Below are 11,881 nucleotides of genomic sequence, written 5' to 3' on the forward strand. Positions count from 1 at the left end.
TGAAAAAGCGGCTCATTCAGAGCCGTTTTTCTGTTTCAAGCACTACTACTCTTTACTAACGAGGACAAAACGTGTCAAAACGTCGTGTTGTTGTTACCGGGCTGGGAATGTTATCCCCTCTCGGTTTGGACGTGGATACTACCTGGAAAGCGTTGCTTGAAGGGACAAGTGGCATCGGTCCAATTACCCACTTTGATTGTGCTAACTATGGCACGCGATTCGCTGGCGAAGTAAAGGATTTCGACCCGTTGGCGTATATCGACAAAAAAGAAACCAAAAAGATGGATCGCTTTATACAGCTTGGTATTGCTGCTGGTAAGCAGGCACTGCAGGATTCCGGTCTGCAAATAAACACTGACAATGCGCACCGCATTGGTGTTGCTATCGGTTCTGGGATAGGCGGGCTTGCTCAAATTGAGCAAAACCATGACAAGCTTGTAAACAGTGGTCCAAAGCGCGTTTCACCTTTTTTTGTGCCCTCAACTATTACCAATATGATTTCCGGCTTTTTGTCGATCATGGAGGGAATGAAAGGGCCAAATCTTAATGTAGTGACCGCTTGTACTACGGGTGTTCACAACATAGGTGTGGCGGCACGCACCATTGCTTATGGCGACGCAGACGCTATGTTAGCAGGTGGTGCAGAGGCTTCAATTACGCCATTGGGTATTGCCGGTTTTGGTGCGGCAAGAGCACTTTCAACCAATAATGAAAACCCCCAAGCCGCAAGCCGCCCCTGGGATAAAGACAGAGATGGTTTTGTGATGGGAGAAGGTGCCGGTGTGGTAATGCTCGAGGAATATGAGTCTGCCAAAGCGCGTGGTGCGACGATTTATGCTGAGCTTGTTGGCTTTGGTATGAGTGGTGACGCATATCACATGACTTCGCCGCCTGAAGATGGTGAAGGTGCTGCTGCATCGATGAAAAATGCCATATCTGATGCATCAATTGATGCCGCTGAAATCGGCTATGTTAATGCGCACGGTACATCAACACCGGCAGGTGATGTTGCAGAAGTGTCTGCGATTAAAGCGGTATTTGGTGAGCATGCTGGTAAGGTAATGGTGAGTTCGACTAAATCAATGATCGGTCACTTGTTAGGTGCGGCCGGTTCGGTGGAAGCTATTTTTACCGTGTTGGCACTGCGAGATAAGATGGCACCGCCTACCATAAATTTGGATAATCCAGGTGAGGGCTGTGACTTAGATTTCGTCCCTAATAAAGCCAAACCATTTGCAGAAGAGTATGCACTTTGCAATTCCTTTGGGTTTGGTGGTACGAACGGATCATTAATTTTCAAGCGTATTTAACGCTACCTGAATTGTTTCTTTTTGAGACCATGTTAACAGTGTTAGCATGGTCTTCTTTGTTTTATGTCTTAAAAAAACGTGTATCAAATTATTGAACATTGGTCGGACTGTGATCGAGCCATTTATTACGGTGATGGCATCTTTACCACCATGCGGGTGACTTCTGGGAAGGTATCTTTGCTTGAATACCATCTGACCAGGCTGGATCGCGATGCGCAAAAACTGGGTTTACCTCCGGTCAATGAAGAAATTGTAAAGGCTATCACTGATCGAGCAGGACAATTAAACAATGGCGTTTTAAAAGTTACCTTATCCTGCGGTGACGGGGGGCGTGGTTATGCCAGGCCTGACACGCTGACTCCTGTAGTATTTTTCTCACAAGGGCAGATCCCACTAAACTATAGTCGTTGGGAAAAAGAAGGGGTTTCACTTGGTGTGAGTCAGATTCGCCTCGCTAAACAGCCTCTTTTGGCCGGTATTAAGCATTTGAATCGGCTTGAACAAGTACTGATAAAACAGCACATGCCAAAAGAGTTCGATGATGTTTTGGTGTTAGACACTGACAACCACATTGTTGAATGTAGCAGTGCAAACGTATTTTGGTATAAAAATGAGACTTGGTACACCCCGGAGCTAACCAATAGCGGTGTCAGTGGTGTTATGCGAGCACATATAGTAAATTTTTTCAGGGCCAGTGCGATCCCTCATGCCGAGGTATCAGTAAGTGTAAAAAAAGTACTCGATTGCGAGGCCATGTTTATATGCAATGCGCTTATGGGCTTAGTTCCTGTCAAAAGGCTCCATGCAGAGCAGCGTCAATATCAAAAAGAGATAAAACGAGTGTGTGAATTGCGGGCAAAGGTATTGGAAACCTTATGATTGCCAGAATATTGCTAGGTACTGCGGGTATCCTTGTTATGCTTAGCCTTCTTACAGGGTTATGGTACAAGAGCCAGATAGCGCATCCACTAGGCATAGACAATGGTACGCTGTTGGCGGTGAGCGGTGGAGACACCCCCCATTCAGTGCTTAAAGATTTACTAGCAAAAAGTGATCATGACCTACCTGTACTGGTTGGCAAAATTTGGATAAAAACGGCGTTGGGTAAAAAGCCGATCCAAAAAGGCATCTACGAAATAGATGCCACTATGACTATTGAACAAGTTTATGCATTACTGCAATCAGGCAAGCAAAAACAATTTTCTATCACATTAGTTGAAGGTCTGACTTTCAAAGACTGGTTAGGTCAGCTAAAGCAAGCACCCTATTTACACGATGACTGGAATGAGGAAACTTCTGAGCTTTTAATGGACAAACTTTATAAAACGTTAGAGTTGGAAGTGTCGTCCTGGGAAGGTTTACTGTTAGCTGAAACCTATGCCTATACAGCTCACAGTAAAATCAGTGATATTGTTGTTCGCGCCGCGAATGCGCTTCACAATGCGTTAGGTCTCATCCAGTCATCATTTCCGCTGCCAAACGAGTTAAACTCCCAATACGAAGCATTGATCCTTGCTTCTATCGTAGAAAAGGAAACGGCGCAACCCGATGAAAGAGCATTAATCTCAGGGGTTTTTCTCAACCGTTTAGCGCTTGGCATGAAGCTACAAACCGACCCTACTGTTATTTACGGCATAGGGGAGGGATTTGACGGCGACATCACCCGTGCACATTTGCGTCAAGCCACTCCTTACAATACATACGTGATTAAAGGATTGCCTCCCACTCCCATTGCTATGGTAGGAAGAGAAGCGCTACAGGCCGTCTATCAGCCAATGCCCACTGAATTTTTGTACTTTGTTGCTAAAGGCGATGGCACGCACCAGTTTTCAAAGACCTTAGCTGAACATAATAAGGCAGTTAGAAAATACCAATTAGGAATAAATGAGTGATTAAACCGATCGGAAAGTTTATTGTGGTTGAAGGACTCGAAGGAGCAGGAAAGTCCTCCGCCATCAACGCGATTACGCACGTTTTACAAACCAACGACATCGACCATATTACAACTAGAGAGCCGGGTGGAACACCGATGGCAGAGCGTATTCGCGAATGTGTCAAACACGATTGGGAAGAGCGTGTTGATGAGAAAACGGAATTGCTTCTAATGTATGCAGCAAGAGTTCAGCTGGTTGAAAATACGATTAAGCCAGCGCTAGAGAGGGGCGTATGGGTGATTGGTGATCGTCATGATCTCAGCTCACAGGCTTATCAAGGTGGTGGCAGAGGCCTTGATAAAACCGTGCTGGGCCAGTTGAAGTCGTTAACACTGGGAGACTTTGAACCTGACTTAACCTTGTATTTGGATATTGACCCGGAAGTCGGATTGCGCCGAGCAAAAGGCCGGGGCGCACTGGACAGAATAGAGAAAGCTTCTCTAGATTTTTTCATCCGGACACGTGAACGATATCTTGAATTAGTTAATCACAATGAGAAGGCGGAGGTTATTGATGCCATGCAAGATATGCCGCTAGTGCATCAACGTCTCAAAGATATCATGCGGAGCTATGTCAGTTCATGAGGCTAACCTGGTTTACCCCCTTATTTGAAAACATTATGAGACGGGCGCACGATGAAAACTTACATCATGCCCTTTTGCTTGCCGGGCCAGAAGGTATTGGAAAGCAAGAACTCGCCCATGACATTGGTCAAGGCCTATTGTGTCAATCGCCTAGCATTCAGGGCGCCTGCAATCAGTGTTCAGCTTGTGATTTGTTTAACGCGGGAAGCCATTCAGATTTTTATCTGGTAGAAAGTGAAAAACAGATTGGCGTTGATGCCATTAGAAGCGTTATCAGTGCTTTGTCGAAAACCGCACAACACGGATCGCGTAAAGTATGTATCATACGCGCGGCACATTCTATGACAGAGTCAGCGGCAAATGCGCTGTTGAAAACGTTAGAAGAGCCGACCAAAAATACATACTTGGTACTCATCGTTGATGAAATTCATCAGATTTTACCAACCATTCTTAGTCGCTGTGAAAAGTGGTCTTTACGTTCGCCTGAGCCGGAACAGGCCATTTCATGGTTACAAAGCTATTATCCTGACAAAGGGCCTTTCGACGTTAACCTAGTACGCGCCTATGGTGGCGCCCCCTTGCGGTTGGTTAAAGCCTTGGAGCAGGAAAATGACAAGGTATTTAGTCGTTTCGACTCTGATCTAAACGATGTTATTACAGGTAATAAAACATCGTTGAAAATGGCACAGGAGTGGCAGGATTCAGGTAACCGGTTGATCAATTGGTGTCAGATGAAGTGTCTAAAGGCCTATAGAAATAATACCAGGCAAGACATACTCAGGGCTTACCAACTGTGTATAGAGGCAGCCACACGAATGACACATCCAGGTGTTAACAAGGTGCTTGTCTTAGTCGATGTTATTCACAATGTTAGCCACGCCGTTAAGCAAAAATAATAAGAGGTATTGCGAGTGTTTGTTGATTCACATTGTCACCTAGATCGCCTGGATCCCAACTCAGGTAGTGTGGATGAGGCTTTGAAATTTGCTCAGTCCCGTGGCGTTAAGCATTTTTTGTGTGTGGCCGTTTCAGTCAAAGAGTTCGATGCCATGATGGATGTAGTCTCAGCCTATGACAATGTTTCTGTGTCTTGCGGTGTACATCCGCTTCACCAGGAAGATGCCTGCTCGAGACAAGTATTACTTGAGAAGGCAAGTGATCAACGGGTTGTCGCCATTGGTGAAACTGGTCTTGATTATTATTACAGTGAAGAGTCAAAAGCGGTGCAGATGACCTCTTTTATCGATCACATACACGTTGCCAATGAATTGAAGAAACCTTTAATCATCCATACCCGCGGAGCAAAAGAGGATACCTTAGGGCTCCTTGAAGCCCATTTGGCTGATCATACGCAAGGTGTTTTGCATTGTTTTACTGAAGACTGGGATATGGCTGAAAAAGCCATGGAGATGGGGATGTACATCTCGATCTCTGGTATTGTGACTTTTCGCACAGCTGATGCACTGCGCGATGTGGCCAAGCGGGTTCCACTTGATAAATTACTTATCGAAACAGATTCCCCCTGGCTTGCGCCTGTTCCGCATAGAGGCAAACCCAATCAACCTGCTTATGTTGTAGAGGTGGCTGAATATATTGCCAATTTACGGGGCATATCTGTTAACGAGCTGGCAGAAGCGACGACGGATAATTTCTACCGCCTGTTTGCGCTTTGCAACAAAACCTCATGACAAAGGACGTCAGACCTTCCTGGCACCAAAGGCTAAGCCGCAGTCTGCACCTTTCCAGAAGTAAACCCGAAAGTCGATATGTCCAACTCGCAACGGTCGGTGCTGACCATAAACCTCAGAATCGGACAGTGGTATTTAGAGGGTTTGACACAAACGGAGGGGCACTTCGATTCATTACCGATAAACGAAGCGCCAAGTTTACAGCCCTTTATAACAATCCAAATGCTGAAATATGTTGGTACTTTTCAGGTAGTAGAGAGCAATATCGTTTATCTGGGTGTTGCAAATTTGCTTCAGAGAAAGAGAAAAACAGCGTGTGGAAAAGCCTATCTGAGTCATCCAAGCGCCAATTTTTGTGGGGTGAGCCGAAATCGAAGCTTGTCGATACCTACACGCCTTTATCCATTACCGATGAAACCCCACCAGCGCATTTTGTCTTGGTTAATGTTGTAATTGAAAATGTGGATTATTTAAATCTTAAGCACGGTGATCAAGGGTATCCACACACTCGTGAAATTTACCTGAAAATAAACAATGAGTGGCATTGCGAAAAGGTTATCCCCTGAATGTCATTATCTTTATATTTTGGCTAAACAACACTTTTTAAATTTGTTTCCGCTTCCACAAAAGCAGCTATCATTGCGCGATAGTTTTGCTGTGCCAAGGTGCGCTATATCACCACGCAGATACCGCCACTTATTGTTTTCAATAACAAATAGAGAGGTTTCTTGTAAGCACTTAAGTGTGTTGGTTTCCTTAAAATAAGCGGCAAAGGTGACCAGATGATCACGGGTGGCCACTATCCGTAGACCAAGCCACTGAGTATTTGCAGCACTTTCTCTTAGCTGCAATACCGAAAGCGAAGCTCTGGGAGAATGAGCATATGTGTTTAGAATATAGTCATAGTCTTCAACACAATAGGCAGAGTAGCGCGAGCGCATAAGCTGCTCTGGCGATTTCGCAGTGTCACATTGGATAACAGGGCCACAGCATTCGGCAAATGTACGCTTAGAGCCGCAATAGCATGTCACTGAACTTACTCCTCTGGCGTATTTCGTCGCTTTTTACGCATAACGGGCATGTTGCCTGCTTCTGCACCATCCATTGTTTTAATACGCTTTTTAATCGACGGAGAAGGAGCCGCATTGGTGGTTTTCTTTCTATTGACCTGCTTTGAATGCTTACGCTTGCTTTCGGGGGCAACTATGCCAGTGAATTTTGTAGTGTGATCAGGATGTGCAACCGGGGTGATATCATAATCAATGTGTGACTTTATATGCGTGTAGTTGCGCCAGTCTCTTTTTCCAAGTAAAGAAACCGCAACACCGGAATTACCCGCTCTTCCTGTTCGCCCAATGCGGTGTATATATTCATCAGGTGAAGGAGGAAGGTCAAAGTTTACAACCAAGCCTACTTTGGGTAGGTCCAGTCCCCGTGACGCTACATCGGTAGTAACAAGCACACTGTGCTGCCCCTTGGAGAAAGCGGTCATGACATTGTTACGTTGGCTTTGAGGTAAGTCACCGCGCAATCCGATTGCTTGCAATTTCGCATCATTATGCGCATTGAGCAGTGCAACGAGACGATCCGTATCTTCTCTTGTCGCAGTAAACACAATAGCCTGATCGTAAGCAGTTTCACGCAACACTGTATTTAACAACGCGTCTTTTTGTTCAACGTGATCGGCAAAATAAAAAGACTGTTTGATGTTCTCATGTTTGGCCGTAGACACACTCACGTTAATCCTAACTGGAGACTGTACCATATTGCTTGCAAGCTGCTTGACCGACACATGCTCTAGTGTGGCAGAAAACAAAAGCGTCTGTCGTTTGCGATGGTCGGCTTGTTGATTGATTTGCAAAAGGGCATCGGCGAACCCCAAATCTAACATCCTGTCGGCTTCGTCCAAGATCAGCATTTCTAAACCATTGAGGAAAAAACTTCTACTGGCAAGGTGATCGGCTATTCGACCCGCGGTGCCGACAATCAGCGCTGGACTCTTTGCTAATAGCTTGCATTGATCATTGTAGTTATCACCGCCAATGACAAGGGCTGGACGAATATTAAGCCCATTACACAGCGATTTTGCTTCCTGAAAAACTTGCTTTGCTAATTCGCGGGTGGGGGCAATGATGAGCGCTCGGGGATCTTTTTTACTCAGGGCTTTTGTTGTTAGCAACCTTTGCAGCGTAGGGATGAGAAAAGCCAGTGTTTTACCTGAGCCTGTTTGTGACTGCACCAGAACATCATTACCCTGAAGTGTGGGCAATATACTTTTTTGCTGTACGTCTGTGAGTTGAACAAACCCTTTATCAAGTAGGGTTTTTATTAGTTTGTGGTGTACGGGAAGATCAGAAATTTGCAATGTGGCTTCAGCTATTAAAACATAAAGTTCATATTATGAACCATGCGCTTAATGCATGCCAAGAAAATCTCTTTGGGCATGTAGCCCAAAGAGTTCGATGATGGAGGTTACGCAATAACCATTTCTGGCACATTGTCAGGTACAACAAGCTTTCCTGCTGTTTTTTCCTTAATTTCTTCTACCGTTACACCAGGCGCGCGCTCAGTCAGCACGAATGCACCGTCTTCTATCTTCAACACGGCAAGGTCGGTAATGATACGGGTAATACAATTTACACCTGTAAGCGGTAGGGTACACGCAGGCAGAAGCTTTGAATTACCTTTTTTATCAGCGTGCGTCATGGTCACTATGATGTTTTTTGCACCGGCTACCAGATCCATAGCGCCACCCATGCCTTTTATCAATTTTCCTGGAATCATCCAAGACGCAATATTGCCATTCACATCAACTTCAAATGCACCTAGCACAGTGAAATCCACGTGCCCTCCGCGAATCATTGCAAAACTTTCAGCAGAGCTAAATATGGAAGCGCCTGTAATCGCGGTAACGGTTTCCTTACCTGCATTGATCATATCAGCGTCGACTTCATCTTCGGTGGGATAACGTCCCATTCCTAGTAAGCCATTCTCTGATTGCAACATGACGGATATGCCCTCAGGGACGTAATTAGCCGCAAGGGTTGGGATGCCTATGCCCAAGTTGACATAGTCTCCATCTTTAAATTCCTGAGCAACACGCATAGCGATTTGATCTCGGGTTAAGGCCATTATGCTGTCTCCTCATTTTTTGCTAACACGCGGCGTTCAATGCGCTTTTCAAAATCACCTTTGATTACGCGGTTTACATAGATACCTGGGGTATGAATATGTGCTGGGTCCAGCTCTCCGGGTTGAACAATTTCTTCTACTTCTACCACGGTGATTTTTCCCGCTGTGGCTGCCATAGGATTAAAGTTTTGCGCTGTGTGGCGGTATACACAATTACCAAATGGATCAGCTTTCCATGCTTTAACAATGGCAAAATCGCCGGTGATAGACTCTTCCATAATATAGGGGCGACCGTTGAATTCTTTAACTTCTTTACCTTCACCTACGGGGGTTCCGTATCCTGTAGCAGTGTAAAAAGCGGGTATGCCAGCACCACCGGCCCGCATTTTCTCAGCGAGCGTGCCTTGGGGCGTCAGTTCAACTTCTAATTCGCCGTTTAGTAACTGCTGTTCAAAAAGGGCGTTTTCGCCCACGTAGGATGAGATCATTTTTTTGATTTGCTTGTCTTCCAATAAAATCCCCAAGCCAAAATCATCCACACCACAATTGTTCGATACTACTGTAAGACCTGTGGTACCCATTGCCTTAATTTGTGTAATTAGCCCTTCTGGGATACCACACAAACCAAACCCGCCAGCAATGATTGTCATACCGTCTTCCAGGCCCTTCATTGCGTCGCTGTAACTATCAACTACTTTATTGAAGCCAGACATGCTCATTCCTTTTGTAAATGAATTGTTAGCATTTCAGTCTATCCGTCTTGTTTCAAAAGTAAATTTGAATTAATTTAATTATTATTAAATTTAATTTATTAATAGGTGTAAGCTGTGAGTGTGTCTTACAAACAAATTGTGGCGTTTATTCAGGTTGCCAAAAGTGCAACCTTTGCAGAAGCGGCTGACCATTTGCATATTACCCAGCCTGCCTTGTCAGTCACTATCAAAAAGCTGGAGCAAGCGCTAGGCGGTGCATTGTTTGTAAGAACAACGCGTACTGTGGAACTGACACCGGAAGGGAAGCACTTTTTTGACGATGCCAAAGCGCTATTGTCACATTGGGATACTGCAGTTTTAGACATAAAAAATCGTTTTGCGTTGCGCAGGGGAACATTGTCTGTTGCCAGTATGCCTGCCTTTGCTGAATCATATCTGCCAGAGCTTCTAAGGCGCTTTAATAGTATTTATCAAAACGTGTTTTTGCGCATTAGAGACGAAGTCATGGAAGAGGTAATTGACAGTGTGCTAGCCGGAAAAAGTGAGTTGGGGTTTGTGTTTGAGCCTGAGCGTAAGGAGGGGCTTATTTTTACCCCTCTGTTTGAAAACCGTTTCGTTGTAGTGATGTCAACCAATCACAGGCTGGCACAAATAGGTGAATTAGACTGGCAGAATGTGCGAGATGAGGCACATGTCATCATGCATAAAGAGACGTCGGTCAGAACATGGATTGATGAGGCTCTGCCTGCCGGATTACAATTAAACATTGTTGCTGAAACCAGCCAATTAGGTACGGTTGGGCAACTGGTCGCGAAATCGTTTGGTATTGCTATCGTGCCGGAGTTATGTCGTTATCAAATGGAGCAGAAGGGGCTGGTGTGCAAGCCCTTTAATGAACCAAAACTCCATCGGGCAGTAGGGATAATACACTCTTCGAGAAAACCCTTATCCATGCCCGCAAGGTTTCTGTTGGAAGACAGTAAAAATAGACTATCTTGAAGCCCTTGAGGCTTTCAATTCGGCATACTTACAGGGCTCTATCCAGGCTGCATTAGCTTATCGATTGTCTTTGTGTAGCCACTTTCGAAATTATCCAAAAACCATTGTACACAGGGTAGATTGCTGCTGTGTTCGTTGACTTTTTCCTCAAGGTTAATCAAGGCATCTGTAAAATCGATATTGCCCGATTTTTCCACCTCTTCCTTACACTTAAACCAGGCGACGATGTCATCAGCTGCCTTTATAATGCGCTTAGCATCAGCATCAACATTTTTTTGAATAATATAATTGTCAAATACGGGCTGTAAAAACATGGGTAGCGATCGTGCACAAGTGCGCTCAATTTCATCTTCCATCTGCTTTATTTCACGCGTGATTGTGGGAGAGGCGTACTTGATCGGGCTAGGTAAGTCGCCGCTCACGCCTTCGGCGCATTCGTGGTAGATACCCAATAACGCAATGCGTTCAGCGTTGTGGCTCCGGCCAAAACGCCGGTTATCTATTTCAGCTAAAAGATGCGCAACAACGGATACGTTAAGGCAATGACTGTGAAGGTCAACGTCGGTTTGTACCGAGTTATCCATACGGTTCCAGCGCTTTATGAAACGCTGGCGATAAATCCATGCTAAAAAATTACTTTTCAATGTAGCCTTTCCTGCTTGGTACAAGGTTGGACGATGTAAAATGGGGGAGGTGATTTACCACTTTTTCTTAGGAGCAAACAATTCGTCCAGTTCGTCCCTTTCTTCTTCTTTCTTCTTCGCTCTGTCTTGCGCATTCGCATTTTTTAGCTGGTCCTGGATTTCGGCAAGTTGGTCACGAAACTGAGCGAGTCTTCTTATGGTGTAATCATCGGGATGGTTTTGATTTTCCATCGCAGCGATGGCTTTTTCCAAATACTGCCTTGCAGAGCCAAGCATATTCGTTTTCAGTGCCGCTGCAGCTCTTCTACCCAGGGTTTCTACATTTACTTTTAGTTGCAATCGTTCGAGTTGCTTGTCTTCTTCAATGTAGGTCTTTGTATCAATTTTACCCTTACTGTGCTCCGAGCGAAGGAGTATACGTAGCTTTTTAACACCCTGAATATATTGAATAATAAGTTTATCTGTGTCGGGCAGGGTGAATTCGTTAACAGCGGGACCCGCTTCAGGATCGGTTTCGCTAAGTACCTTTTCCTGGTCTTTAATGCGCTGTTTAATATCGCTATTGTCTGAATTGACTTCATTAATAGCCTTAAGTGCACTTAAAATGCGGGTTTGTAAAATAACAATCAACTTTTGAGAAACGGGAAACTGGCCACACGCCATTATCACATTTTCTGTTTCATCGATTATCGCTTTGTGTTTAGCTACCTCAGCGCGTTTTTCCGCCTCAATTTTTGCCCTGTGCTGTTGCACAGCATTGAAAAAAATAGCAGCGATAAATAAAACAACCACCAAAATAACAATGATTTCAAATGACATAGTGTGATCCTACGGCATACGCCAAAGCGCACGATCCTATTTTATTATTATCTGATAT

Annotated in this window: 14 protein-coding genes; 8 read left to right on the plus strand and 6 right to left on the minus strand. The window is 44.8% G+C overall.

The genetic code is table 11. From position 1 onward, the window contains the following. Positions 1–71 precede the first annotated feature (71 nt). From fabF to DRW07_RS07195, 7 genes are all read left to right on the plus strand, one after another. Positions 72–1,310 (plus strand): beta-ketoacyl-ACP synthase II, encoded by a 1,239-nt coding sequence (fabF, locus tag DRW07_RS07165; RefSeq protein ID WP_124027205.1) that lies wholly within the window; start codon positions 72–74, stop codon positions 1,308–1,310. A 78-nt stretch (positions 1,311–1,388) separates the two neighbouring features. After that, entirely contained in the window at positions 1,389–2,189 is an 801-nt protein-coding gene (gene pabC / locus DRW07_RS07170) for an aminodeoxychorismate lyase (RefSeq protein ID WP_124027206.1), read from the plus strand. After that, positions 2,186–3,202 carry an endolytic transglycosylase MltG gene (gene mltG, locus DRW07_RS07175; protein WP_124027207.1) on the plus strand — a complete coding sequence of 339 codons (1,017 nt, stop codon included), beginning with the start codon at positions 2,186–2,188 and terminating at the stop codon, positions 3,200–3,202. The genes pabC and mltG overlap by 4 nt, the downstream gene beginning before the upstream one ends. Beyond that, entirely contained in the window at positions 3,199–3,828 is a 630-nt protein-coding gene (gene tmk, locus DRW07_RS07180; protein WP_124027208.1) for a dTMP kinase, read from the plus strand. Before mltG ends, tmk begins: the two co-directional genes overlap by 4 nt. Positions 3,829–3,863: 35 nt before the next feature. Continuing rightward, a complete protein-coding gene (gene holB, locus DRW07_RS07185) occupies positions 3,864–4,724 on the plus strand; it encodes a DNA polymerase III subunit delta' (protein ID WP_165870440.1) in 861 nt (286 codons plus the stop codon). A 15-nt stretch (positions 4,725–4,739) separates the two neighbouring features. Further along, on the plus strand, positions 4,740–5,516 hold the full coding sequence (locus tag DRW07_RS07190) for a TatD family hydrolase (RefSeq protein ID WP_124027210.1): 777 nt from the start codon (positions 4,740–4,742) through the stop codon (positions 5,514–5,516). Further along, positions 5,513–6,082, plus strand: coding sequence for a pyridoxamine 5'-phosphate oxidase family protein (locus DRW07_RS07195; protein ID WP_124027211.1), 570 nt, complete (start codon positions 5,513–5,515; stop codon positions 6,080–6,082). Before DRW07_RS07190 ends, DRW07_RS07195 begins: the two co-directional genes overlap by 4 nt. A gap of 12 nt (positions 6,083–6,094) precedes the next feature. Here the strand turns inward: DRW07_RS07195 and DRW07_RS07200 are convergent, their stop codons facing one another. From DRW07_RS07200 to DRW07_RS07215, 4 genes are all read right to left on the minus strand, one after another. Further along, positions 6,095–6,547 (minus strand): YchJ family protein, encoded by a 453-nt coding sequence (locus DRW07_RS07200; RefSeq protein ID WP_124027212.1) that lies wholly within the window; start codon positions 6,545–6,547, stop codon positions 6,095–6,097. A 5-nt stretch (positions 6,548–6,552) separates the two neighbouring features. Beyond that, positions 6,553–7,881: a DEAD/DEAH box helicase gene (locus DRW07_RS07205; protein ID WP_124027213.1), complete on the minus strand. Its 1,329-nt coding sequence runs from the start codon at positions 7,879–7,881 to the stop codon at positions 6,553–6,555. Between the two features lie 107 nt (positions 7,882–7,988). Then, entirely contained in the window at positions 7,989–8,648 is a 660-nt protein-coding gene (locus tag DRW07_RS07210) for a CoA transferase subunit B (RefSeq protein ID WP_124027214.1), read from the minus strand. Beyond that, positions 8,648–9,361: a CoA transferase subunit A gene (locus tag DRW07_RS07215; RefSeq protein WP_124027215.1), complete on the minus strand. Its 714-nt coding sequence runs from the start codon at positions 9,359–9,361 to the stop codon at positions 8,648–8,650. The genes DRW07_RS07210 and DRW07_RS07215 overlap by 1 nt, the downstream gene beginning before the upstream one ends. A gap of 114 nt (positions 9,362–9,475) precedes the next feature. Between DRW07_RS07215 and DRW07_RS07220 the strand changes: the two genes are divergently transcribed. Next, a complete protein-coding gene (locus DRW07_RS07220) occupies positions 9,476–10,360 on the plus strand; it encodes a LysR family transcriptional regulator (protein ID WP_124027216.1) in 885 nt (294 codons plus the stop codon). Between the two features lie 38 nt (positions 10,361–10,398). On the opposite strand, the gene yfbR is transcribed toward DRW07_RS07220, so the two are convergent. Together yfbR and DRW07_RS07230 are read right to left on the minus strand one after the other, a co-directional pair. Next, a complete protein-coding gene (gene yfbR / locus DRW07_RS07225) occupies positions 10,399–11,004 on the minus strand; it encodes a 5'-deoxynucleotidase (protein ID WP_165870441.1) in 606 nt (201 codons plus the stop codon). 54 nt (positions 11,005–11,058) lie between these two features. Beyond that, positions 11,059–11,823, minus strand: coding sequence for a hypothetical protein (locus DRW07_RS07230; RefSeq protein ID WP_124027218.1), 765 nt, complete (start codon positions 11,821–11,823; stop codon positions 11,059–11,061). Positions 11,824–11,881 lie beyond the last annotated feature (58 nt).

The sequence above is a fragment of the Paralteromonas sediminis genome, from assembly GCF_003820355.1.
Taxonomy (GTDB): Bacteria; Pseudomonadota; Gammaproteobacteria; order Enterobacterales; family Alteromonadaceae; genus Alteromonas_F; species Alteromonas_F sediminis.

Coding starts and splice junctions, on each gene's coding strand:
- mltG (WP_124027207.1), top strand. CDS start 2,186: ATGATTGCCAGAATATTGCTAGGTACTGCGGGTATCCTTGTTATGCTT.
- holB (WP_165870440.1), top strand. CDS start 3,864: ATGAGACGGGCGCACGATGAAAACTTACATCATGCCCTTTTGCTTGCC.
- DRW07_RS07195 (WP_124027211.1), top strand. CDS start 5,513: ATGACAAAGGACGTCAGACCTTCCTGGCACCAAAGGCTAAGCCGCAGT.
- DRW07_RS07210 (WP_124027214.1), bottom strand. CDS start 8,648: ATGGCCTTAACCCGAGATCAAATCGCTATGCGTGTTGCTCAGGAATTT.
- DRW07_RS07215 (WP_124027215.1), bottom strand. CDS start 9,361: ATGTCTGGCTTCAATAAAGTAGTTGATAGTTACAGCGACGCAATGAAG.
- DRW07_RS07230 (WP_124027218.1), bottom strand. CDS start 11,823: ATGTCATTTGAAATCATTGTTATTTTGGTGGTTGTTTTATTTATCGCT.